Source organism: Candidatus Filomicrobium marinum (genome assembly GCF_000981545.1).
Classification (GTDB): domain Bacteria; phylum Pseudomonadota; class Alphaproteobacteria; order Rhizobiales; family Hyphomicrobiaceae; genus Filomicrobium; species Filomicrobium insigne.
The window spans coordinates 601,595-626,424 of record NZ_LN829119.1; the positions used below are offsets into that span (position 1 = coordinate 601,595).

The following is a 24,830-nucleotide window of genomic DNA, read 5'->3' on the forward strand; positions in this document are numbered from 1 at the left end:
TCAGATCCTTCCACATGAAGAACGCAATAAGAAGGACGGTCACCGCGGACAAGAGAAGACCGTAGGGGACGACGGCAGTCCAGCCATCTCCCGCGTGTACAAGACTATTGACGAATGCAGCTGCGAGAACCAGCAAACCACCGCTCGCGTGCGTCCACCACCGAGATGCCGGCGCGCGTAACTCAGGTCGAACAGCCAATTCCACCAAGCCGAGGAGTGCCGCTACGCCGCCAACAACGAGTCCGGCAAAAAGTAGCCAGGACGAAAAGTTTTGCCACATGAGGTTCGACGTTTGCCAATAAGCAAGGTCGGTTAGAAGCGTGAGAATGAAGCACGCAATCGGAAATGGGATAATACGCGTGTACACGCTGTGGCGATTGTGGTGCTCCATAATTTAGCTCCTGGGAGAGACTTGGGTTGCGATTTCGTCCCGTCAGTCTCCTCAAGCAATGCAACGCATTGTGAGCGGCGCCAAAAGGCTCACCTTGCTAACAAGAGGGCGAAGCGATTGTTCCACCGCAGCTCTGGCGCAAAGCATGCTCACCATCTGATGGACACGACGTGCTCAACTACCAACAATGGTTCCGCCATTGGGGTGCAGGACTTGGCCAGACATGTAGGACGAATCCTCGCATGCTAGGAACAAGAAGCTCGGAGCAACTTCGTTCGGTTGGCCCGGCCGTCCCATAGGCGTGCTCTCGCCGAAATGCTCCAGCTTCTCTTTCGTTGCACCACCGGAAGGGTTGAGCGGCGTCCAAATAGGGCCGGGAGCCACACCATTTACACGGATGCCTTTGCCGACAAGGTTTTCGGAAAGAGAGCGTGTGAACGCCGTAATGGCGCCTTTGGTCGAACTGTAGTCGAGTAAGCTCGACGAGCCTGCATACATCGTCACGCTCGTGCAGTTGATGATCGACCCTCCGGCCTTCATATGGGGCAGCACCGCCTGCGTAAGAAAGAACATCCCAAACACATTTGTCTGAAATGTCCTTCGAAGTTGATGTTCGGTTATGTCTTGCAAGTGTTTGTCGGGATGTTGTTCCCCCGCGTTATTCACCAAGATATCAATCTTGCCGAACTGAGAAATTGTTGCGTCAGCCACGTCCTTACAGAACTGCTGATTACCCAGATCGCCCGCAAACGAAATAACTCGGCGGCCTTCGGCTTGAACGGCGTCCTTTGTAATCTCTGCGTCGTCGTCTTCGCAAAGGTATGCAAACGCGATGTCCGCACCTTCTCTGGCAAAAAGCACAGCAACGGCGCGGCCTATGCCACTGTCGGCGCCAGTGATGAGAGCGACCCTGCCTTTCAAGCGATCAGAGCCCTTGTAACGAGGCCTCCATTCAGGCTTCGGCTCAAGCTTCGTTTCGTCTCCAGGAAGCGAGGGTTCCTCACCTGATCGGCGGAATATGGGCTGTCGGGGATGCGGTTCGACGTTTGGGGACATAGTCAGCGCTCCTCATCCATTCCCGGTTTTCTGATATGTCCCGAACCAATAAGTGTGCCAAATGTTCCCTCTGAAATTCGTCGGCAAAGCTCCCTTCCACAACGGCACACTTTCCAGTGTTATGCGATGTCGCCATTCCGGTTTTTTCGCTGGCCATTAATTCCGTGGCTTCGTTTCACCCTCCTCAGTCGTCATTTTTGGAACCTCTGTTCCAATTCTACCGGTTGGCGGGTGCACACTCTCTTTGCGTTGCCCGTTCTGAGGTTTAGATTTTGTCTCCGCTTCCTCTGTTGTCATCTTTGGCACCTCGGATCCAATTCGACCGGTTGGCGGGTGAACCTCTTCGGGCTTCGGCGAGCTGGACTGCGCTAATGCGCCTGATGTTAGAACGGCGACAGCGAGCAATGTGCTAGCGAAACGCAACATCATGCAATCTCCTCACCTGTATGCCCTCTCGTGACATTCGGGGGCAACGTTTGTTGTTCAACTTTTGCGAGAGAAGTTTGTTCCGAATTTTTGCGATCGTAAGAACTAAGCGCGATTTTTGTGATTGGACCAGTCAACGTGCCAACACATTCATGCGATTGCCTCGTCCGCGGAATTAGACGTAGGCTGAAAGCAAGGCCAGTCCGGAAAATCCAAATGCAAACGAAGCGGTGGACAACCAACGCGCCGGTTTTGGTGCGTCGCCTTGTGGGACGACGTCCTCAATGGTCGCCAGCAATAAGACCCCAGAGATGAAGGCGAGGGTCGTACTCCTTAGGGCCTGATCCGCATCGGCCAATAGCCAATAGGCTAGAGCCGCACTAGCCATCGCTGGAATGGTCATGGCAACCGCTGCGATCCACCTATGGTGACGCAGGACATTTCTGTTTCGCAAATTGGATGCCGCCGCGAACCCACCAGGAATATTGGCGATTGCCTGACTGGCCGCGACGAGCAGGCCCAAATTGTGACCGATTGCACTGCCGGCCCCTGTGAGTGCTCCGTCGCTCGCCAAGTCGGCGGCGATGGCCGTATAAACCATCCAGGCCTGAAGGTTCTTTGGTTGGCGTTCGGTGCTTCTAAAAATGCGTAAGGTGCGCTCAATGATGACAGATACGACCGCGCCGGCGAGGAAAGCCGAAATGAGTGTGGTCATCGCAATCTGATCAACTATTCGAGGCATCAGATCTACGCTTACAAGCGCAATGGCGACGCCTGCGGCGCCATGTAGTGTCGCACCAATCACCCAACCTGGTGCGCGGAAAGTCTCTGCGAGTGTCGTGCCGATGAGCACTCCCATGACGGGCAACATTGCGAAAAGCAGGACTTGCGAGAGATCAGTCATGATCGCTTGGCCATTTCTCACCGCAACGGGGCGCAGGGATCCACCAAAAATGCGGACAATGCGAGCGCCGCGATGCCGAATACAGACAACCACGCAAGGAGCGTCATGACGGATGAATAAAACGACGCTCGTCTAGCGGCGAGATCTACGCCCAATGCTGCTGCGAGGCGCGAGGGAAGGGAAATTGCCCATACCAGCGTGGCTACCGCGCAAATGCTCACCATGAAAATGATGGCTGCAATGGCGGAATTGGGATGAAAGTCGAGATGGTCTGCTGCCGCACAAAGCGTTGACTGACTGCTGTACACTATCGAGAAATGGATCGCCCAAACGATCGGTCCAAAAAGTAGAAAAAGAATCATGCCGACGGTGGGCCGGTTCACTATTGTCGGTTCCTCTGCATCACGTTCTATTTTATCGGATTCATTCATTGGAGTAATTTATTAGTTTCGCCCGCTAGATGACGAGCCTCGGAAAGCCGTGAATCACCAGGAGGCCCAATAGACCTTGGCACACGGTGTAATGGGTGAGCAGAGCGACGTTGTCGAATGTCACCCGCCTCAATCTGTTCAACCGCTTCGCGAAGTGACGTGCGATCGTCAAAATGGTCATCAGTGCTATAGCGACAGCAAGCTGACCCGTGAGGATGCTGGCCATATAAGCCATCGCCCCATAGCTGCTCTCGGTTGGCTTTAGACCGTTGGTCCAATGACCCCACACCTCCAACGCCACGGCTGCTACGAGAGAAACCACAGCCAAGCAGAGGAACAGGGGCGTGCGCCAATCCTGACTTCCCGGAAGAGCCAAGGAATAGTCCGCGCCCCGTATGAACGCAGAAGCAGCAAGAAACAGAACCGCGGAACCAATTGGCCAAGCTACCGACTGAAGAGCATCCGTACTCGATGGCCAAACACTCGGAGATACCGTCCACAGATAGAGATACGAGAATAGGAACGAGAGATAGAGAGAGCCGGCAACCAACATCAAGACGATCATCGCCCACCATGAATGAGAGGACGGTCCCGATCTGTAAGTGTCCAGTTTGATCCCCCTCCCGACATCAATTTTGTCGCTTGGCCCAGGATCCAATTCCCAGACCCAGACAAAGCAAGCAATGATGGCAGCGAGTCCGGAAAGTACCGCGGCGATGACAAATTTAATCGTCAGCAGGAGAAAAAATCCCGCCGTGAAGATAGCAGCCAGAACATGCGCCCAGCCGGGCCCTGGCATCTGAATGATGTAGTCGGGCTTGGCATCAATCGCAGTCGTCACGATGGTTTCACGACCACCACTAGGCGCATTGGGCAGATAATGCCGCCCCTCAGTCACCTCCTTAGCTAGATCTGGTTGATCCCAAAGAGGGTCACGACTCGTCACGTGCGGAATTGATCTGGTGCAGTAGACATCCGTTGGAAGCCATTCAAGTGTGCCCGCCTCCCAAGGATTGGTTTGCTTGGATTCACCTGGTCGAAATCGCAACAACACATCAATGACGAAAAGCAGGACGCCTGCGGCAAACACAAATGCGCCAACTGTGGAAGCAAGGTTCAAACCATCGAGGCCCATGTCGCTTGGATAGGTCCAAATGCGCCGCGGCATTCCGTAGAGCCCCGAGATGTGCATCGGGAAAAACGCTGTATTGAACCCGAGGAACATGAGCCAGAATACCCATCTGCCGAGGCGTTCCGATAGCGGATTTTTGGACAGCATCGGCGTCCAGTGATAGAACGTCGCGAACAGCGGGAAGACCATTCCGCCCACCAACACATAATGAAAATGAGCCACGACAAAGTAGGTGTCATGCACCTGCCAGTCGAACGGCACCATGGCGACCATGACGCCGGTCAGGCCTCCCAGTACAAAAATGAAAAGAAAGCCAAGAACGAACAAGGTTGCTGTTGTAATGCGCACGCCATTTGGCGCCGACGCAAAGGTAGCGATCCACGAGAACACCTGTATGCCTGAAGGGATAGCAACGGCCATGCTAGCGGCGGAGAAGAAGGCCAGACTAAGCGCGGGAATACCGGTCGTGAACATGTGGTGTACCCAAAGCCCAAAGCTAAAAAAGCCTGTTGCGATGAGCGCGACAACGATCAGGTGGTACCCGACGAGAGGTGTTCGGGCCATCGTTGGCACGATCATAGAAACGAGGCCCGCCGCGGGTAGAAATATTATGTAGACCTCTGGATGCCCAAAAAACCAAAACAGATGTTGCCATAGCAGCGCATCGCCACCCTTATCCGCGATAAAAAATGGCCAACCGAAAGCGCGTTCGAATTCCAGCAGCATTGTCGCCAGGATGACCGCAGGAAAGGCGAAGATAATCATCCCGGCGAATATGAGCATCGACCATGCAAAGATCGGCATTTTGTCGAGGGACATTCCGGGCGGCCGGGTTCGGAGGGTGCCGACTACGATTTCAATCGCTCCGGCTATTGCTGAGATTTCTATGAAGCCAATTCCAAGGAGCCAGAAATCAGCGTTATTTCCCGGGGAATACTCACTACTCGTCAGGGGGGGATACATGAACCATCCGCCGCTTGGCGCGAGATCGTAAAAGATCGTCGAAAAGAATACTAAGCCGCCAACAATGTAGGCCCAGACGGCAAAGGCACTTAAACGAGGAAACGGGAGGTCGCGGGCTGCAAGCATCTGGGGAAGCAGCATGACGCCGAGCGCCTCAACGGCTGGCACCGCGAACAGGAACATCATCGTGGTTCCGTGGACCGTAAAAATCTGATTGTAGAGTTCTTGCGACAGGAACGTATTGTCTCCAACCGCGAGCTGCGTCCGCATCAGCAGGGCGAGAACGCCTGCAAGGAGAAAGAATAGTAAGGCAGCGCCGATGTATAAAAGGCCGATGACGTCATTGTTGACGGCCGTCACGATGCTGAAGCCGCGTGGTTTTGCCCAGATCCGCTTGAGTTCTTCTTCTTCCCCGTCGGGACGGGGAGTCGGGCTAAGCGAGTCCTGTGCTGTGATGGCTTCGCTCATAATCAGTCCTAACGCAACGTGAACAACAGAGCCATTCCACCGACATACGCGACGAGAACGGCAATTGAATCGATGCCCAATCGAAAAATCGTTCGATCTCGCCGCTCTGCGAGGCCGACGAGAAATAGCGCGGTCACAAGTATTCCGAGGACAGCCGCGACGGCCCCGAATTTTCCGGCCGAGGCGAGTGCAGGTGACGAGTCCCCAACGGCATCGACGACAAACAGTAAGCCGACGTCAAACAGGTTGGTTCCAAGTATGTCCGAGATCGCAAGGGTGAACAGGTTCGCACGTACGGCGGCGAGAACCGTGCTGATCTCGGGCAAGGATGTGGAAATCGCGACGAGCGCCGCCCCGACGAAACTTTGGCCAATCCCTGTCTCGTCAGCAATAATTTCAGCTGTGCGGGCGACGACGAAGCCGGCTACCAGAATTAAGGCACCCGCAACTCCCGCCTTTATCAGAACCGCGGATAACGGCATCTCGTACCCTTTGTTGGGCGGAGCCGATTCTTGCGATGCGTCACTTAGTGAACCATGAGTAGGCAGGTTTGCCAGCCATGGTTTGCGTTGTTCTGCCTGCGTGAGAATCCAAATTGACAGAAGGAACATCACAAGAATGATCCACGAGAACAGCCCAACGCCGCCCAGCACAATATCTCCAGCGATTGCTGCACATGCCGCAATCGAGAGAAGCACTATGTTTAGAGCACCCTGTAGCAGTACCACTGGATCAGGAACGACAGATGTTAGTGCGCGCCGGCCAATCGCGAAGTCTGCAATGGCCAGGATCGTGACCTGCATGGCGACCCCGCCCAGAATATTGTTGATGGCGAGCGGAGCGTTCCCGCCGGCAGATGCTGTCACGGTGACAGCGACTTCGGGAAGCGAGGTCACTCCCCCCAGCAGCAAAAGCCCAAGCAGGGCGTGACCGAGGCCGGTTTTGACACTAATGATATCCGCGTAGTGGGACATGCGATAACCGGCGCGCCAGACCACGAAAGCCGCAGCGAGAAAAGCCGCTACGTTTCCCGCAAGACCAAGGTCCTCGAAGCTTGGCATGGTGCTACTCCAAGTTCTCCAAATAACTGGCAATGTCGTTGAGTTCGTGCGTCGCCAGACTTTCAAAATTCAGCATCAAGTTGCCGGGCTTGATGTGCTGATTGTCACGAATCCAGTTCACTAGAGAGCCCGGATTGTTGGCGAGGGTGGCCGCCGCTATGGATTGCCGACTTCCGATATGCGTAAGGTCGGGGCCGATTGTTCCTCCAGCTCTCGTGCCCCGTACGGTATGGCAGGCACCACATCCTTTGGAGAGGAATAGGTTCTGCCCGCGCAGCTGAGATGGTGTGGAGGCAAGCTGCGCCTCGCTCCTCTCGCGCGCAAACCACTTATTAAAGTCATCGGGATCGAGTGAAACAACGTGGAATCCCATTAAGGCATGCGCGCCTCCGCAATACTCCGCGCATAGGCCACGAAACACCCCGGGGCTGTTGGCCGAAAGCGTGATGAAATTCGTTCTGCCAGGAATCGTGTCGACTTTGCCGGCGAGGGCAGGAACCCAAAAACTGTGGATCACGTCAGCCGATTTCAGAGCGACTTTGACTGATCGCCCCGTTGGTATGCGCAGTTCATTGGCCGCCTCGATGGGGCCACCTTCCTTTTGATGGTAGATTACGCGCCACCACCATCGTTCTCCAATTACGGTGACTTCGAGAGGACCAGAATCGTTTGAGCTAGGACCTGCGCCGGTCACAGCCGTCCCGTAGGCAAGCAGGCAGGTGAGCACAATAATTGGGAAAGCGAGTCCACTGAGCAATACGAATGCTTCGCTTTGCAATACACGGCGGATACGTATCGGTCCGAGCAACGCAGCAGTAGCAATCGCGATAACGATAAGCAGGATCATCGTACCGCCGATGAATAGGATCCAAGCCAGGATTTCGATTTGTTCTGCATGATCGCTGCGTGGAGCAAGAACGCTGTGGGCATCCCGGCAGCCGCCGAGTGTGGCGCACGTTATTGCGAGGATGCATGAATTGAACGCCAGGCGAACGCGGGTGATCATGGATTGCCTCCCGCAGAGGTACTTCTGGGGTTGACGGCATCAAGTGCAGCCTGAAAGTTACCCTGGCTCGCAAAATAACTTGCGATGTCTTGCATCTGTTGTGGCGTCATGCGCTTGGCAATCTGCCCCATCATCCTGCCATGCTCGGTTTGGGATCTCAGTCCCTGCCTCCAGCGTTCGAGTTGGCCAAGAATATAGGCGGCGGATTGTCCGGCAAGACGCGGATACGTGGGCGCGGCGCTGGTGCCGTGACAGCTCAAGCAAGGAGGTATGGCTTGGCCTTGTGCACCCTGCGTCGCCAGCTGACGGCCTCTCTCCAAATGCTCCGCTATCGTCGTTTTTTTGTCGGGTCGGATATTCGCGTAGTATTCTGAAAGGGCTTCAATCTCGTCATCGCTGAGGTCGGCCGCTACAACTTCCATAAAGCCGCTTGCCCGCTCACCTCGCGCGAATTCGCTCAATGCTCGGCTTAGGTACTCTTGGGACTGGCCCGCAAGGCGTGGCGCCTTTGCGTTTGGAGGGGCACTTGCCGCATCGTCATGGCAGCGCGCGCAATTCTCCGAAGCGATCTCTGTTGCATGATTAGAGGGTTGTTTGGTCCTTCGCGCGTTTCCAAGAGCAAGCGCTCTATAGTCTTCCGACTTCAACTCTGGCAGCTTCCGAAGGAATGCGACTAGGTCCCATACCTCGTCATCGCGGTGCTGGGCGGGCCACGCGGGCATGCCTGTGTATTTGATGCCATGCTTGACAATCCAGAACAGTTCGCGATCGCGCCACTCGGATACGTGCTTTTTAAGCGCGGGGGGCGACGGCAACATGTCTTTGTTCGCTGGATTTGCGCGAACGCCTGGCGCGCCGTGACACGGAGCACAAACAGAATGAAAGTGTGCGGCTCCCAGCTGGATTTGGTCTTCGTTTTCGAGATTGGGGGCTTCAATGAAAGCGGCGTGTGTCCGAACGGAATTTGTCATTCCGAATTGGAGGAACCAGCGAACGATAGCGAAGTGACTGCTCGAGGCCGCGACGCTGTAAACCCCTGTCGTTGCGATGAACAAAATACCAAACGCGATAAGAGCGAGGACCGCGAGACCTGAGGCGACCGCGACGCGCCATGTGTGCGACCGTCTGCTCATGGCGAACGACTCGAGGCAGACTCAGAATTACAATGGCTGGTCAATTGGGGTGACGCGCTTAACTCGTGCAGCCATACGGCTGAAATAATCACTCCCGCCGCAACATACGTGAGCGGGCATGCAGCGGTCATCAATAGCCCCGCGAGTTGCTGGTCCTGAAGGGTCGACGCTAAACCACAGATCGTCGCACCTGGACAATTGTAGAGGGGTCTGGGCGCAAAGATGAGGAGGATACCTAATAGGCAGAAGAGTTTGCCGGTGATCAGGAGAGCAACAATAGGCTGCCAGCGCCTGCTTCCGCGCGCAGAAAGGACCGTGTGCCAAAACCAGATTGCCGCTGCAAAAAGCACAGTCAATGATACCGTATGCAGTTCGGCCGAATCCAACGTAGCGGTTAGGACGATGGGGATATGAGCAACCCAAATTGCGATGATTTGAACGCTCGTCGCAGCGACGAGGACCTTGCCGGAATGCGGCGTTCTGATTCTCGGCACCCGTAATCGCCATGCGATCAAGGGTGCGACAGCATTCATCACTAGGATGTGGAGCAGCATGTGGTGTGAGATTGGTCCCGCATGGGGCGCGGAAAAGTGAAGCATTGAAAAAGCTGTTACCGCTGCGGCAACGAAGAGCAAAGTTGTCGCCATAATTGGTCCCGACTCGTTGGTCGAGGCGGGGCGCGGAATGCTGTTCGTGATATTACCGGATCGCATGCCTGTTCCTTGTCCGATTGGAGAGGAACTGGCGATCTGAGATATTGTTCCGATCGCTGAACCACTATGGTGGAGGTTACTCAGGGTCTTTTTTGTAGAGCTCCTCAGCGGCTCTATCCGTCCGGCGTTGGGCCGCAGGGTTGCGTCTCCGGTGATATGTGGACAAGAGGCCCCATGCGATTAGCCCACCCAAAATTAGCGGTCCGCCGGCAACCACAAATAGCCATAACCACTCTGGCACAGAACACCTCCCAACTGGGCTGCCGTTGCCTTAAACGACAAAACAGGATCCGCGAATAACGGAATACCTTACAACAACGAATGGGATCGATTGCTGTTCCGCGCAGAGTGTCTGAGTTCTAGCCGGAAAAGACGGTTAGTCTAAAGAAACGGCAGTAGAAGGTTGCGCCCCATCCAGATCACTAGCCACGCGGCCGAAGCTGAAAGTGCAAGGCCAATCGTGATTACAAGCCCGTCGCGCATGGTGAGTCCGAGCCCGAATACCGCGATAGCCAATGCCGGGATTCCCGAAGTGAATGGCAGCATGTCGAGAGGGAATATGCACAGCGCTAATAGCGTACAAACGCCAGCGATCAGCCGCCGCGCCGGTTCGGTTGTGAAGAGAGTTAGCCGAGCGCCAACGAAGTCGTCAATTCGATCGGCATAGGGCCTCATGATCTTTACGGACTTCTCAAGCGTAGCTCTGGAAAACTCGAACTGTGCGAGACCTTGAGGTATCCATGGGTACTTTTTGCCGATGAGCATTTGTGCGGAAAGCACAATCACGATGGAAGCTGCGATGTAAGACAGGAATGGAATCGCTGCCGTCGGCCCGACTGCGATAAGTCCGATCACCAGGAGCAACGGTCCGAATGACCGGTGAGCGACCACGTCGAGGATCTTCCCAAGCGTAACCTTGTCGCCTGTTGTGTGTTCGACAAGCTGATCGAGCAATGAAACGAGGCTATCGTCTCTAGGGCCGAGGTGAAAATTGCTAACATTGCGGATTGGGGGGTGTTTAGGATCGAAACTCCTGTCTACGCATTGCTGATGGTTAGCCTTCATCTTTAGAGGTCCTGATTTTGTGTCTACGCCGCTGCGTCTAACCGCCAGCTATTCAACGTCGCAGCGACAAAAAGGGTCCTCGATTTAAGCGCGCGGCACGCATGAAGAGATTCAACGGTCTCTTGCTTGTCCGTTTCGGAGCGGCGGCAACGTATCCGTGGGTCAGCGCAAACCACCGTTATGGACGGGCGCCTAGCCTAGAGGATTGATTCAAGCCTCCGAATCGGCCGCTGCGCAGCAACTGCAAGGAGTTCGCAAATCTGTAGACGTTCGAGCGACGCAACGGGCTTATTGCCTGAACCGTACCGCAGGTCCTTTCTTCCCACCAGAGTGCCACCTGCTCCTTCAATCGCCGCCGGAGTCGTCCCCGCTGTATTTAGTCACGTTCGACATGGAATTTGCGGTATCGAGCAAACCATGGTGAGGCGTGAAGGCCGATGATGTCTAAAGCCCCGCCAGCTGCTTGCATAAGCGCAGATCTCCCACAAATCGAATGTACTGTCGGTCTCGCTCAGGTTTCTTCTGAGTACGGAGCAAATACGACGGGTGCACCGTCACGTATATTGGAACTTCACAAACGTCGTTGAGCAAACGGCCACGAAGCTGAGAGATTTTTCCGGGTCGCGCTGCCATGCTCCGGAACGCTGTAGCGCCCATTGCAATCGCAAGACGTGGTTGCACGAGTTTTAGCTCTTTAGTCAGCCACCAACGGCATCGGTCAATTTCGTAGGTATTTGGCCGCTTGTGAAGACGTCTCTTTCCTCGTTGTTCGTGCTTGAAATGTTTTACACTGTTCGTCAGATCCACGGTATCGCGTGAGAGGCCTGCAGCCGACAGCGCATCGTCAAGCAGTCGGCCTGCCGGTCCTACAAACGGCCGGCCGTCCAGATCCTCTCTATCTCCAGGTTGCTCGCCTACCAGCATCAGTCTTGCGTGAGAATCCCCTGTCCCGGGAACGACCTGCGTTGCGTCCTTCCAAAGGCTACATCGTCTGCAGCAAGCCTCGGCCGCTGCAAGCTTGCTAAACTGTTCGGCAGTTCTCAATTGTAAGTCCGTATGCTTCACTAAAGCGTTTAACAGCGCCACACACGATTGATGCTTGGTGCGTGGGATTCTACGAACTGTGTGGGGGGACAGCTTGTTCCCACATGAATCGAGCGTAGCCCCTCGGCCTGCGGTTCGAAACGTCCGATCGAAGGGCTACTGAGCCGCCTCCGTTTGCTCCCCATTGCTTATTAGGGGGAGGGAACAAAACTGCGGGTGGAGAAGTCGTGTCGCTTGCCGGTGGGCACATCTATCTCTTCGCCGATAATGTCGTGTTCAGGAAATTGCTGTGCGAGGCGGAGCCGAATGAGGCTTTCGATATTCTCATCGACCTCTGAAACAGGGTCCCCCCATTGGTGAAGTTCGGGCTTTCCGCTCTTGTAGCGCACGGCATGCATGGTCCCGAGAGAAGATTTTATTTCGGCACCCGCCAGATTGGCGAATTCGACGGCAAGCAGTTCAATTCGCTTTATGCAATGTGTGTCCATCATTAATCAGCGCTCTCCGGCACACGATCCGTCTCTGGCTGCGGGGTTTCCAATGCTGAACGAGCAACAAGCACCTTGAACGCCTCTGACTCAAGAGATGCCGTTAATCGGCCCGATTCATCGAGTCCGCAAATTTCATCGTCGTCAACGCGCACTCCGACATCTTCGCAAAGGAGGATCTCGATGGAATGCCCCTTCCAATTTACCACCGGGGCTGCCTTGTCGCGTGGCAGCTGTATCCATTGCGCGGCTTGTTTGCGCTGTTCAGGCAGGACCGCGACAACGTCAAGGAAGCCATCTGAGGGGCTCGCCGCACGCAACAGGGGCAATCCCGGACCGTTGTAACCGATATTGAGGATTTCGAGCGCGATTACCGAGGTTGGCAAATCGAACTTGTCTACCCGGCCCTTTAACTTAAAAGGTCGGGCTTTTTGTATAAGTCCGGACAATGTCTTGCGACCCTTCATCAGCCTTGTCGCACCATTCGTATCGGATCCGGAATCTTTGCGGAGCATCTGCGCGGACGGTCCGATCCCGAAGTCTTCGATAAACCGATTGCATCCCCAAGGGCCATCCACGACTCCGACATCCAACCACCGCCAACATTGGGTGTTCCAAGTTTCGGCGACTTCCCAAGGTGGCCCGTGAATTCCTAGCGAACGCGCAATGTTGTTTGCAGTGCCAAGGGGGATAATTCCAATGAATGCGTTTCGGGATGGCAAATGCTTCAGGACCTTGGAGACGGTTCCATCTCCACCCGCTATGACAGCAATATCGGCAGGTTCCTTCAGCATCTGCTTGAACGCGGGAATGTTCTTGGTCGAACAGTACCGAGGTTCAAATCCAGCCAAGCGAAGTGCATCAATCACCTCTTTCGGCTCGCTTCCCGCCCCTGCAGTCGGATTGTGAAAGAGGTTTATCAGCATTTGACGTGAACGCCGATCGGTTAGTTTTCGATCCGCCCTTTTTGGTGTTTTGGGATGGGATCAAGCGGAACAATTTTTGGCGGCACCTGTTAGGATGGAATATTTGAGCCCACCACCAGAAATTCGAGTTGGCTTCAGCTCAACGTCCGTTGCGAGGTGATCATGCAGGTGCAGAAATTAATGACGAGGCAAGTCGTTCTCATTCACCCAAATACGACAATTCTTGATGCTGCAAAGAAAATGCGAGCCGAGGATGTCGGAGCGCTTCCGGTCGGAGAGAACGATAGGCTGATCGGAATGGTAACTGATCGCGATACGGCTATGCGGGCGGTCGCCGAGGACCGAGCGCCGGCCGAGACCACAGTGCGCGAAGTTATGTCGGATGATGTCTATTATTGCTTCGAAGAAGACGATGCAGAGGTAGCTGCTGCGTCTATGGCCCGGCATCAAGTTAGAAGGCTGCCGGTTCTGAATGCCGACAAGCGTCTCGTCGGCTTTGTGGCACTCGCAGATTTCGGCCGCAAGGAACCGCAGTCGGGTCAAACAGCGCTAGAGGGAATTTCAGAATCGAACGGCGAAACGCGCCGCTGACATCCCTCATGGAGTGGAAATGTATTGGGTACCAATTATGATGGCTATGGCATTGCCGTTTGTATCGTCCGCAGAGGCGCGGAACCGCATGAACACAGCCAACGGCTCTATACTCGTAGAGACGGTTGCCTCTGGATTGGAGCATCCATGGTCTGTGGCTTATCTGCCCGATGGGCGTTTGCTTGTCACCGAGCGGCCGGGGAGATTGCGTATCGTGACACAGGATGGGAACCTGTCTGGACCTCTCAAGGGGGTACCTGAGGTTTTCACATCCGGACAGGGAGGGCTGCTTGATGTGGCTCTTGATCCAGCGTTTCAACGCAATAGGTTTGTTTATCTTTCCTATGCGGAGGCGGACAAAAATGGCGCGGCGTCTACTGCCGTCGCCCGTGGGAAGCTGGATAAGCTTGGCTTGCGGGAACTCCAAGTGATTTTTAGACAGAAGCCGAAGGTAAGTGGGTCCAAGCACTGGGGTTCGCGCCTCGTCTTTGCTCCCGATAGGACGCTGTTTATTACGCTTGGTGAACGCTTTAAATTCGATCCAGCGCAGGAGCTTTCGACTCACCTTGGCAAGGTCGTGCGCATCAATTCCGACGGGACCGTCCCAGAAGATAACCCATTTGTCGGTCAGCAGGATGCCCTCCCGGAAATTTGGTCCTATGGTCATCGGAATGTGCAGGGCGCGGCAATAAATCCGGAAACCGGCGCGCTTTGGGTGCATGAGATGGGACCCGAAGGCGGTGACGAATTAAACGTGCCAGAGGCAGGCAAGAACTACGGCTGGCCTATCGTAAGCTGGGGCGATAACTACGACGGTACGACCATTCCCGATCCACCGACGCACCCTGAGTTTTCGGGATCAGTGCGCCAATGGACCCCTGTGATATCCCCGTCGGGTATGACGTTTTACACGGCTGACGCGATACCGGGATGGAAAGGTAGCCTCCTCATAGGTGGCTTATCATCAGAATCGCTAATTCGTTTGAATCTGAAAGGTAATGAAGTGGTTGGGGAGGAGCGGCTTGCGTTGGGAGTCAGAATCCGCGATGTCCGCCAATCGCCGGATGGAGCCGTGCATCTTCTTACCGACGAGAAAGAAGGCAAGATTCTACGGTTGGTGATCGATTCCAGCACTACGCCGTAGGCCATTGATCGTATCCATCCCCAAGGACCTGTTGGGGTGTCACCAGTGATAGAGATGGACTGGGAGGCAGCAATGTCACCCCCGTTTGTTAATATGGTTACTCAATGCCCTGTGTTGTTCGCCGAGGGCTTTTCTATGCGTGCGCCGCCTGCCAGTGATGAGATGCAGGAAGGTCACAAGACTGATTATCAAGTAATCTAACTCACTCCCCGTATACCGTTTTATCTTTTAGCGTGACGCCGTGAAACTCGATTTGCGACGTGTCGTGCTTTGCGCCTTGGCGGGCTTGGCTGCCGCATCCGCCTACGCGCAAGACTGGGGCAACGTCGCCGTCATCTCCGACACCATGGGCAACAACAGCGGACGCCTCTGCGTGGGCGACGGCTCGCGCCCGTCCGACATCGGCTGCCCAACCTATGCGCCCAGCCTCTCCACGGCGGGGCACGTCAGCATCACCGGCAACGTGTCGGCCAACAAATTCATTGGCGATGGCTCCAGCCTCACCGGCATGGCCAGCGGCGACAGGCTGACCAGCGGCACGCATGTGGTGGTGGTCAATGAATCGACCGGGTCGGTCAGCCTGACCACCGGAGGCGGTACGTGGGGCTACCTCAGCGCGGGGTGGAGCTTCCTGAACAACCTGTTCACCAACACGGTGTCGAGCAGCCTTGTCTCGGCCACCAACGTGAGCGCGACGCTGGTGGACGCCACCCGCGACGGCACGGTGAGCGGCACCTACGGTTACTTCCGCTACATCAGCGGCACCAACATCCACGGCACCTTCACCGGCGATGGCTCGGGCCTCACCGACATCGGCAGCGGCGACCGCATTGCCAGCGGCACCACCCCGCAGACGCAGGTGGTGGCCATTTCCAACACACGCTACATCTCCATTACACAGGGCGGCGCCGACACGGCGTGGTTTGACCCCACGCGCGGGCTGGTGGCGCTGGGCGTCAGCACCACCGGGCCCATCAGCGGCACGCGGGGGTACTTCAGTAACTTCGTGGGTATCGGCACTGGTACGCCCGCCGCGCACCTGACCATTGAGGAAAACGGCCCCACCACCGCTGCGGCCATCTTAGTGAGCAACACGGTCAGCGGCACGGCGGCCAGTGCACGCCTGCAACTCAGTACGCAGGGCGGCAGCGCTTATATCTACCGCACCAGTGAGGGCTATACGCCCGCCGGTGTCCGCAATTCGCTGGTCATTCAGGAATTCGGCGGTGGCGACATTGTCTTCTGGACCTATGGGGGAGAGGTCGCGCGGATCACCAGCGGCAGGAACTTTGGTATCGGCGAAGACTCTCCCACAGCCACTCTCGGTGTGTCGGGCACCATCTCGGCGACTGGCGCGATTCAGGTGGGAGCCAGTGCCCTTAGTTGTTCGGGCGGCATTCCGGGCGCGCTGCGCTACAACAGCGGCAGCATGGAATACTGCAACGGTACCAGCTGGACGAACCTGTCCTCCAGCACCAGTGCGGGCGTAACCACCATCGCCAGCCTGACCGACGTGCAACTGACCAACACCGCTGGGCGTGATTATCTCCGCTACGACGCCATTGGTGGCAAGTGGGTGAACATCTCCGAGAGCGAGGTGATGAGCACCACAACGATGCTGTCCAACTGGCCGGATGCGATTGTTTGTACGTCTTCGTCGACCTCGAGAACCTTGTATCTTGATGAAGTCGGAACGACATATGCAACCTATGAGCAACCGCGCTCGGCGGCGGGCGGTACAAGAAGCTACATATCGTTTAACGCCGCAGGCGCCTATAACTCCAATCAAAGTCAGGGCAGTTCTGACTGCGTCACCAATGCTTGGTCTATTTCGCAGCTTTATGCGCGGGGCCTTGCCTTCAACTTCATCGGCGGAATCGACGGCGACGCGGGCAGCCCGGTGGAAGGCGACCGCATCACCAGCGGTACGCTTGCGGTGATTGGTAATAGCGCCACCAGCATCGTCAGCCTCACCACCAACGGCACGACATGGGGCTACCTCGGCAATTCCGCCAGCTACCTGCCGACCATCACCGCCAACAAGGTCAGCAGCACCAACATCTCGGCCACCTATGTCCACCTCAACAGCGCCACCACACCGCTGGCTTGTAACAGCGGATTCACCGGTGCCATGCGCTACACCAGCGGCACCATGCAGGTGTGCGACGGCAACAACTGGGGCAACATTGGCATCGGCGTTCCGGGCGGCACCATTGCGGCGTTTGAGGCGGTCTCCTGCCCGGCCGGGTGGAGCGAGTACACGCCTGCCCGAGGCCGCTTCCTGCGCGGTATCGATACGCTCGCCGCAGGCATCGATCCCAGTGGTACCCGCGCGCCGGGCAACATTCAGGAAGACACCCTGCAGAACCTGACTGGCACACTGGCGAATGGTGGCCATGACATCCAAAACGTCGTTGATTCAGCGGATGGTGTGTTTGAGATGGTCAGTGGTGCGCGTACGCATTATATCCCCAGGACGTCCGGTGGTGCTTCAGGTGTGCCGATAGGAGTGAGGATGGATGCCTCGCTCCAAGCCCGGACCTCGACGGAAACGCGTCCCAAGAACGTGGCGGTGATCTACTGCCAATACAATGGCTACAACACGGAGCTTTCCACCGGCGTGGCGACTTTGGCGAGCCTGTCGGACGTAGCTGTGGGAGGTGTCGCCAACGGTCAGGTGCTGGCGTTTGATGGCAGCAGCTGGGTGCCCAGCAATACCAGCAGCGTGGGCTTGCTGAACGACCTGACCGACGTGAACACGGCAGGCGCGGTGGCGGGGAACGTCATCCGCTACAACGGCTCCAGCTGGGTGGTAAGCGATGCCACCAGCGTGGCAGCCCTCTCGAGCCTCAGCGACGTCACCCTCACCAACCTCGCGGGGCGTGACTACCTCCGCTACGACGCCATCGCCAGCAAGTGGGTGAACATCTCGGAAAGCACTGTGATGAGCACCACGACCATCCTGCCTGGCTGGCCGGATGCGATGATTTGCAACAAGGATGGTGATGACTACGTTCTCTACAATAAATACAACGACGCCACGACTGTTTACTACGGCTTGTGGACGAACAATTCAGCGAGTGAATGGCGAGTTAGCGTCAGTAAAGCGACGCGTACCGTTGCCAACGCGAACAACCTCGGGACGGCGGATTGCGTGGGGCAATCGATTGCGCAGATGTATGCCGCCGGAAAAGCGTTTAACTTCATCGGCGGGATAGAGGGCGACGCAGGCAGCCCGGTGGAAGGCGATCGCATCACCAGCGGGACGCTGGCTGTGGTGGCCAACAGCGCTACCAGCATCGTCAGCCTGAGCACCAACGGCACCACGTGGGGCTACCTCGGCAACGCCGCCAGCTACCTGCCGACGCTGACCGCCAACAAGGTCAGCAGCACCAACATTTCAGGCAGCCTTATCCAGGTAGGCTATGGCAACGGAGCGTCGTGCGATGCAGCTCGAAAGGGTGCGATCCGCTACTCGGATACCAGCAGCACCATTGAATACTGCAATTCCACCGCGTGGGTGAGCATGGGGCCGAGCGCGACGGAAACTGTCAGCTGGGCCGTGCACAAGCACAACGTAGATCAAACGGTGACGGCGGACCAGATGGTCCTCATTACCTGGCATGCCGAGCGTTTTGACACGAACAATAACTTCTCCGGCAACAGATTCACAGCAAGCGTGCCCGGAAAATACTTCGTCTCCGCGGCGGTGACGTGCGGCGGCTCCACCTCCTATTGCGTCACTTACATCAGAAAGAATGGCAGCTCCATCATGGAAGGACGCATGCGCAGTTCGATAGCCGGGGGGAACAAGAACTCACCGGTGTCTGGGGTGGTTGACATGGCGGTCGGGGATTATCTGGATGTCGCCGCTTATAACGGAGGTGGAACGACGGTAATTGGAGCGGAGTCGTTTACATTCTTTACCGGGGCATTGTTGGCACCGCAGGGAGGAGGAAGTGGCGGTGGAGCCAGCCTGCTGAACGATTTGACCGACGTGAACACAAGCGGCGCAGCAGCGGGGAGTGTCATTCGATACGACGGCGCCAGCTGGGTGGTCAGCACCACAGGAGATGCCACCGCCGAAGGCGATCGCCTTGTCAGCGGAACCCTTTCGGTGGTGGCCAACAGCGCTACCAGCATCGTCAGCCTCACCACAAACGGCACCACGTGGGGTTACCTCGGCAACGCCGCCAGCTACCTGCCGACGCTGACCGCCAACAAGGTCAGCAGCACCAACATTTCGGCCACCTATGTCCACCTCAACAGCGCCACCACACCGCTGGCCTGTGACAGCGGATTCACCGGCGCCATGCGCTACACCAGCGGTACCATGCAGGTGTGCGACGGCAATAACTGGGGCAACATCGGCATCGGCGTTCCGGGCGGCACCATCGCGGCGTTTGAGGCGGTTTCTTGCCCGGCCGGGTGGAGCGAATACACGCCCGCCCGAGGCCGCTTCCTGCGTGGTATCGATACGCTCGCCGCAGGCATCGACCCCAGCGGCACCCGCGCGCCGGGCAACATTCAGGAAGACACCCTGCAAAACGTCACGGGCTTTTTCGGAGGAACGAACCTTAGCACTGATGGTCCGTTCTATGTCGATGGCGGAAGTGGCAACTTCGGTAGCTCGGGCACAGGTGCGCGCCGCAACATTGCCTTCGATCTGTCTCTCAGTGCCCGGACGTCGACGGAAACTCGTCCCACGAACGTGGCGGTGATTTACTGCCAATACAACGGGTTTGAGAGCCAGCTTTCCACCGGCGTGGCGACCTTGGCGAGCCTGTCGGACGTAGCTGTGGGCGGTGTCGCCACCGGTCAGGTGCTGGCGTTTGATGGCAGCAGCTGGGTGCCCAGCAATACCAGCAGCGTGGGCTTGCTGAACGACCTGACCGACGTGAACACGGCAGGCGCGGTGGCGGGCAACGTCATCCGCTACAACGGTTCCAGCTGGGTGGTGAGCGATGCCACCAGCGTAGCGGCCCTCTCGAGCCTCACCGACGTCACCCTCACCAACCTCGCGGGGCGTGATTACCTCCGCTACGACGCAGGCGCCAGCAAGTGGGTGAACATCTCGGAGAGCACCGTGATGAGCACCACCACCATGATTGATGGCTGGCCGGACGCCATCGTGTGCAACGTAACTAATCCGGTTTGGGGCCTAAGTGTGGGATACCTCACAAGGGCTCCGGGTAACGCTAACCTATACGGGTACGCGTTCAACTCGATGTCAACGAACAACCTGTTCCACGCATACTTTAACCCTGATGGGTCGTTCAATTCCTATCAAAATCTGACGACGACAGACTGCAACACGTCGATATCGTCGTTGTATGCTACCGGCCAGGCCTTCAACTTCATCGGCAGCGCCAACGTGGCGGGAAGCTCCGCCGAAGGCGACCGCCTGACCAGTGGCACGCTGTCGGTGGTGGCCAACAGCACCACCAGCGTGGTCAGCCTGAGCACGGCGGGTACCACATGGGGCTACCTTGGCAACGGGGTCAGCTACCTGCCCACGCTGATGTCGGGCAAGGTGAGCAGCACCAACATCTCCAGCACCTATGTGCAGCTTTCCAGCGCCACCACGCCGCAGGCGTGCAGCAACAGCATTGTGGGCGCCATCCGCTACTCGGTGGGCACCATTCAGGTGTGTAACGGCGTGGCGTGGACGTCGCAGACCACCGGCGACAACAGCGATCTCTTCGCGGTCCTTGCCGACCAAAAACCCACCGGCACCCACGGAGGCACCTATCCGGCCAACACGTGGCTGACCCGCGACCTGAACACCAAGCTGTACGACAGCATCGGCGTCACCCTGTCGTCCAACCAGTTCACGCTGCCGGCCGGCACCTACCTCATAGATGCGGTCATCCATGCTTACAAGACAGGTGCCTCGCAGGCCCTGCTATATAACGTGACCGATGCTGCGGCGGCTTTGAACGGAACGACGGTGTTGGCGTCCCCCAGTAACAATGTCTATCTCACTGCGGGGTTGCGAGGCGTGTTGGTTCTTGATTCCGCCAAGACGTTCGAGATCCGTTGGCGCGGCGATAATGGACAGAGTGGCACCGGCCTCGGCTTTGCGGCCAACATCGCGGGCTACCCTGAAACCTACATGAACGTGCTGATCACCAAACTGAACAGCGGCGGCGGGGGCGACGGCGGCAACGGCGTCAGCGCGTTCAACGACCTCACGGACGTGAACACGGCGGGCGCGGTGGAGGGCAACGTGATCCGCTACGACGGCAGCAATTGGGTGGTGAGCGATGCCACCAGCGTGATGGCACTATCTGGCCTGACTGACGTCACCCTCACGAACCTCGCTGGACGCGATTATCTTCGCTACGACGCGGGTGCTAGCAAATGGGTGAACATCTCGGAAAGTACCGTGATGAGCACCACCACCATGGTTGATGGCTGGCCGGACGCGATTGTCTGTAATAGTGGGGCAAACCGAAGAGTGCTCTTCTACGATATCGCGGACAGCAACTACGTGAATTACCACATGGCGCAAAGCGGAGCCGGTGGTTACATCTCCATGATTTTCAACAAGTCGACGCGGGCTTATTACTCGCACGCAGGAATGACCGGATTTGATTGCTTGAACCAGTCTATTCAGCAGCTGTATGCCAGTGGCCAAGCGTTCAATTTCATTGGCAGCGCGAACGTAGCAAGCATGGTGGATGTCGACCGCATCACTAGCGGCACCCTTGCCATGGTGGCCAACACGGCGGGCAACTACGTCAGCCTGACCACCGGCGGCACCACGTGGGGCTACTTCGGCCAAAGCGCCAGCTACCTGCCCACCTTGCTGACCGTGGGCGGCAACGTCTCGGTCACCGGCGGCATCAGCGTTACCGGCAACGTGCGGGCCTACTCGTACCTCCACTTGTCGGATGAACGCCTGAAGGACACCATCACCACCATCCCCAACGCGGCCGATATCCTCACCAAGCTGCGCGGCACGCACTTCCGCTGGAAGTCCAGCAAGCAGTTCTCCTACGGTCTCATCGCGCAAGAGGTCGAGAAGGTGGTGCCCGATCTCGTCACCAACGGCGAGGGCCTGAAGGCGGTGGATTACGACCAGCTGGCGCCGATCCTGCTGGAAGGCTGGAAGGTTCACCACAAGGCCATCAAGGCGCTTGAAGACGAAAACGCCCAACTGAAAGCGGCCATGGAAGGCCTCGAGCAACGCATCCGCAAGCTTGAGGCGGCCGGCGTGGCGAGGTAGCCATGCGCGGGGGGATGCTGGTTCTTCTGCTGGGGGCGCTGCTGCTGGCGGTGCCCGCCGCCAATGCGGCCGACGGCTACACCGTGGCCAACGGCGCCACCACCACCATCAACGAGCACGGCTACTGCCGCAAGGTGACCAACAACATCGTCAGCGGGCTGGGCATCTTTGTGCCTACCAAGTACAGCGATGAATGGTTCAACAACGCGGTATCGTTCGTGTCGTCCACCCCGGCGGGGGTGTCGCTGGCATCATGCATTGATGCCGTGAGCCTGCGCTTCAACAGCGCCGACACCATCTATCTGGACCGCACGCCCTCCACCGGCGGCGACCGCCGCACATGGACCTTCAGCGTCTGGGTGAAACGCAGCTCGCTGGGCAGCAACCAGCACCTTTTCGATTCGCTGAGCTCGGCGTCCAACGTCACGTTCCTGCGCTTTGCCGCCGATGATTCGCTGCTGCTTCACCAAGAGAACAGCACGGTGCGGAACAACTACACGGCGGCGGTCTTCCGCGACATGTCGGCGTGGTACCACATCGTCCTGATGATGGACACCACGCAAGCCACCGACAGCGACCGCCTGAAAATATGGGTCAACGGCGTGCTGCAGGCGTTCGCCTCACCCAACTGGCCCTCGCTGAACGAGAACACGCTGATGAACCATACGGTGGAGCACCGCATCGGGCGCGGGATTGAAACCGGCAGCCTCCGCTTTGATGGCTACATGGCCAACATCCACTTTGTGGATGGCCTTAACTTGAGCGCCACCGATTTCGGCCAGTTTGACCCCACCACGCTGCAATGGGTGCCCAAGACCTACAGCGGGGCGTATGGCACCAACGGCTTCCACATCAACTTCCAGAACGCGGCCAACCTTGGCGCCGACAGCTCCGGCAACGGCAACAACTGGACGGTGAACGGTGTCACCACCACCGCCGGACCCAACTACGACCCGATGCGCGACTACATGACGTCGTTCACCAGCGAAGGTTGGGGCAACACGGCGACGCTGAACCCGCTGCACAACGCGGGGACAACCCTCGGCACGGCCTCCGACGGGAACCTGTACTGGTCGGCCAACGGCGGAGGCGGCGAGGGGTATATCGCGGGTACGATGGCGGTGAAGAGCGGCAAATGGTACTTCGAGTACACGCGCGACAGCGGGAGCACGCACACGTCGGTGGGCGTGACCGATGTCGGGGCATCCCAGCAGAACAGTGCGGGCCTGAACCCCTACGATGCGGGAATTGGCGGCGCGTGGTACACAAACTCGTCGGGGGCAAGCGACGGGTATAACGCGAATGGGGTAGGTGGCACCTCATCCGGCCTCAGCATTGGCGATGGCGACGTGCTGGCCTTCGCGTTCGATGCCGCGACCGGCAATTTCTGGCTGGGGGAGGCCTCCGGCGGCAGCGTGACGTGGGGCAACAGCGGAGATCCCGCAACCAATGCGAACCCCACCGGCACCATCACTACCGTGCCGAACGCCTACATTCCGTACGTGGCCAACTGGTCGGCGAGCAGCGGCCGCAACACCCGCGCGATCATGAACTTCGGCCAACAGCCGTTTGTGGGCGCGGTGCCCGCGGGCTTTGCGGCGCTGCACACCCACAATCTGTCCACCCCGGCCATCGTGACACCCACCGCCTATTTCAAGACCGTCACCTACACCGGCACCGGCAGCGCCCAAAGCATCACCGGGCTTGATTTCCAGCCGGATCTTGTCTGGATCAAGAGCCGCTCGGCGGCCACCGACCATGCCCTGTACGACAGCGCGCGCGGCGTCCAGCAAGACCTTGCCACCAACAGCACCAGCTCCGAATCGACGCAGGCACAGGGAGTCACGGCCTTCAACAGCAATGGCTTTACCATCGGTTCTCTGGGCAAGCTGAACACCAGCAGTGCCGACTATGTGGCCTGGGCCTGGAAGAAGGGAACAACGCCAGGGTTCAACGTTGTTACCTATACGGGCAACAACGGCAACGGCCAACCGGTGGCACACGGGTTGGGCAAGGCTCCGGCGATGTTCATCCTCAAGGCGCGCAACAGTGGGCAAAACTGGAAGGTGTGGCACTCGGCGCTGACCCCGGAATCCAACGAGTGTACGCTTTCAAGCAACTCCGGCTGTGGCACCAGCACGGCCATCTGGAACAACACCGCGCCGGACAGCACCAACATCTACGTGGGCAAGAACGGCTGGGCCGGGCAGGCGCAGGTGAACGGTAACGGAACCAACTATATCGTCTATGCGTGGGCCGAGGTGCCGGGGTTCTCCAGCTTTGGTAGCTACACGGGCAACGGCAGCAACGATGGCCCGTTCATCAACACCGGCTTTCGCCCGGCATTCGTGCTGCTTAAGCAGTCCAGCTCATCGGGCAACAGCTGGCAGCTGGTGGACATGAACCGGCCTGCTTATAACCCGATCGACACGCGTCTCTCGCCGGATGTCACCAACGCGGAAAACAGCGGCGTGATCATGGACCTGCTGTCGAACGGCTTCAAGCTGCGCACCACGAACAATGCGCACAACGCGAACGGGTCCACCTACATCTACGCGGCCTTCGCCGAGGCACCGTTCAAGTACGCCAACGCGCGGTAGGGCGGGCAGGCAAGCGCCTGCTTTACAAGTTCAAGGCTGACTTGATCAGCTCAACTG

General features: G+C 57.6%; 16 protein-coding genes and 1 pseudogene. 4 read left to right on the forward strand and 13 right to left on the reverse strand.

The genetic code is table 11. The features are described 5' to 3' along the window. Window positions 1–22: 22 nt before the first annotated feature. The 13 genes and pseudogenes from YBN1229_RS19100 to YBN1229_RS03060 all read right to left on the reverse strand — a co-directional run. Window positions 23–391: pseudogene (locus tag YBN1229_RS19100) on the reverse strand (DUF2231 domain-containing protein); the annotation flags it as partial. 174 nt (window positions 392–565) lie between these two features. Further along, window positions 566–1,447, reverse strand: a complete 882-nt coding sequence (locus tag YBN1229_RS03000) for an SDR family oxidoreductase (protein WP_046476550.1) — start codon at window positions 1,445–1,447, stop codon at window positions 566–568. A gap of 601 nt (window positions 1,448–2,048) precedes the next feature. Beyond that, complete coding sequence (locus YBN1229_RS03010) at window positions 2,049–2,777, reverse strand: ZIP family metal transporter (RefSeq protein ID WP_197540873.1); 729 nt, start codon at window positions 2,775–2,777, stop codon at window positions 2,049–2,051. 17 nt (window positions 2,778–2,794) lie between these two features. Further along, the gene (locus YBN1229_RS18950; RefSeq protein WP_162488585.1) at window positions 2,795–3,160 is read right to left on the reverse strand and encodes a hypothetical protein; all 366 of its coding nucleotides are present in this window, start codon (window positions 3,158–3,160) and stop codon (window positions 2,795–2,797) included. A gap of 73 nt (window positions 3,161–3,233) precedes the next feature. Beyond that, a complete protein-coding gene (gene ctaD / locus YBN1229_RS03020) occupies window positions 3,234–5,771 on the reverse strand; it encodes a cytochrome c oxidase subunit I (RefSeq protein ID WP_046476556.1) in 2,538 nt (845 codons plus the stop codon). Between the two features lie 8 nt (window positions 5,772–5,779). Then, window positions 5,780–6,832, reverse strand: coding sequence for a sodium:calcium antiporter (locus YBN1229_RS03025; protein WP_046476558.1), 1,053 nt, complete (start codon window positions 6,830–6,832; stop codon window positions 5,780–5,782). Between the two features lie 4 nt (window positions 6,833–6,836). Continuing rightward, on the reverse strand, window positions 6,837–7,838 hold the full coding sequence (coxB, locus tag YBN1229_RS03030) for a cytochrome c oxidase subunit II (RefSeq protein ID WP_046476559.1): 1,002 nt from the start codon (window positions 7,836–7,838) through the stop codon (window positions 6,837–6,839). Then, on the reverse strand, window positions 7,835–8,971 hold the full coding sequence (locus YBN1229_RS03035; protein ID WP_052743649.1) for a c-type cytochrome: 1,137 nt from the start codon (window positions 8,969–8,971) through the stop codon (window positions 7,835–7,837). Before YBN1229_RS03035 ends, coxB begins: the two co-directional genes overlap by 4 nt. Continuing rightward, window positions 8,968–9,684 (reverse strand): cytochrome c oxidase assembly protein, encoded by a 717-nt coding sequence (locus YBN1229_RS19320; RefSeq protein ID WP_052743650.1) that lies wholly within the window; start codon window positions 9,682–9,684, stop codon window positions 8,968–8,970. Before YBN1229_RS19320 ends, YBN1229_RS03035 begins: the two co-directional genes overlap by 4 nt. Before the next feature lie 381 nt (window positions 9,685–10,065). Then, window positions 10,066–10,638, reverse strand: coding sequence for an exopolysaccharide biosynthesis protein (locus YBN1229_RS03045; protein ID WP_052743651.1), 573 nt, complete (start codon window positions 10,636–10,638; stop codon window positions 10,066–10,068). Between the two features lie 555 nt (window positions 10,639–11,193). Beyond that, window positions 11,194–11,835 carry a UdgX family uracil-DNA binding protein gene (locus tag YBN1229_RS03050; RefSeq protein ID WP_348270696.1) on the reverse strand — a complete coding sequence of 214 codons (642 nt, stop codon included), beginning with the start codon at window positions 11,833–11,835 and terminating at the stop codon, window positions 11,194–11,196. A 149-nt stretch (window positions 11,836–11,984) separates the two neighbouring features. Next, on the reverse strand, window positions 11,985–12,284 hold the full coding sequence (locus tag YBN1229_RS03055; protein ID WP_046476561.1) for an inositol monophosphatase family protein: 300 nt from the start codon (window positions 12,282–12,284) through the stop codon (window positions 11,985–11,987). Beyond that, window positions 12,284–13,207 (reverse strand): diacylglycerol/lipid kinase family protein, encoded by a 924-nt coding sequence (locus tag YBN1229_RS03060; protein ID WP_046476563.1) that lies wholly within the window; start codon window positions 13,205–13,207, stop codon window positions 12,284–12,286. The genes YBN1229_RS03055 and YBN1229_RS03060 overlap by 1 nt, the downstream gene beginning before the upstream one ends. A gap of 180 nt (window positions 13,208–13,387) precedes the next feature. Here YBN1229_RS03060 and YBN1229_RS03065 point away from each other — a divergent pair, with 180 nt between their 5' ends. The 4 genes from YBN1229_RS03065 to YBN1229_RS03080 all read left to right on the forward strand — a co-directional run bounded on the left by YBN1229_RS03065 (window position 13,388) and on the right by YBN1229_RS03080 (window position 24,773). Beyond that, a complete protein-coding gene (locus YBN1229_RS03065) occupies window positions 13,388–13,798 on the forward strand; it encodes a CBS domain-containing protein (protein WP_244464994.1) in 411 nt (136 codons plus the stop codon). 19 nt (window positions 13,799–13,817) lie between these two features. Further along, window positions 13,818–14,942, forward strand: coding sequence for a PQQ-dependent sugar dehydrogenase (locus YBN1229_RS03070; protein ID WP_244464995.1), 1,125 nt, complete (start codon window positions 13,818–13,820; stop codon window positions 14,940–14,942). A gap of 241 nt (window positions 14,943–15,183) precedes the next feature. After that, entirely contained in the window at window positions 15,184–22,173 is a 6,990-nt protein-coding gene (locus YBN1229_RS03075) for a tail fiber domain-containing protein (protein WP_152024944.1), read from the forward strand. 2 nt (window positions 22,174–22,175) lie between these two features. Continuing rightward, window positions 22,176–24,773: a DUF7483 domain-containing protein gene (locus YBN1229_RS03080; RefSeq protein ID WP_046476569.1), complete on the forward strand. Its 2,598-nt coding sequence runs from the start codon at window positions 22,176–22,178 to the stop codon at window positions 24,771–24,773. Window positions 24,774–24,830 lie beyond the last annotated feature (57 nt).

Excerpts from the sequence above, each read along its gene's own strand:
- YBN1229_RS03000 (WP_046476550.1), bottom strand. The coding sequence starts at position 1,447 with ATGTCCCCAAACGTCGAACCGCATCCCCGACAGCCCATATTCCGCCGA.
- YBN1229_RS03010 (WP_197540873.1), bottom strand. The coding sequence starts at position 2,777 with ATGACTGATCTCTCGCAAGTCCTGCTTTTCGCAATGTTGCCCGTCATG.
- ctaD (WP_046476556.1), bottom strand. The coding sequence starts at position 5,771 with ATGAGCGAAGCCATCACAGCACAGGACTCGCTTAGCCCGACTCCCCGT.
- YBN1229_RS03025 (WP_046476558.1), bottom strand. The coding sequence starts at position 6,832 with ATGCCAAGCTTCGAGGACCTTGGTCTTGCGGGAAACGTAGCGGCTTTT.
- coxB (WP_046476559.1), bottom strand. The coding sequence starts at position 7,838 with ATGATCACCCGCGTTCGCCTGGCGTTCAATTCATGCATCCTCGCAATA.
- YBN1229_RS03035 (WP_052743649.1), bottom strand. The coding sequence starts at position 8,971 with ATGAGCAGACGGTCGCACACATGGCGCGTCGCGGTCGCCTCAGGTCTC.
- YBN1229_RS19320 (WP_052743650.1), bottom strand. The coding sequence starts at position 9,684 with ATGCGATCCGGTAATATCACGAACAGCATTCCGCGCCCCGCCTCGACC.
- YBN1229_RS03055 (WP_046476561.1), bottom strand. The coding sequence starts at position 12,284 with ATGATGGACACACATTGCATAAAGCGAATTGAACTGCTTGCCGTCGAA.
- YBN1229_RS03060 (WP_046476563.1), bottom strand. The coding sequence starts at position 13,207 with ATGCTGATAAACCTCTTTCACAATCCGACTGCAGGGGCGGGAAGCGAG.
- YBN1229_RS03065 (WP_244464994.1), top strand. The coding sequence starts at position 13,388 with ATGACGAGGCAAGTCGTTCTCATTCACCCAAATACGACAATTCTTGAT.
- YBN1229_RS03070 (WP_244464995.1), top strand. The coding sequence starts at position 13,818 with ATGTATTGGGTACCAATTATGATGGCTATGGCATTGCCGTTTGTATCG.
- YBN1229_RS03080 (WP_046476569.1), top strand. The coding sequence starts at position 22,176 with ATGCGCGGGGGGATGCTGGTTCTTCTGCTGGGGGCGCTGCTGCTGGCG.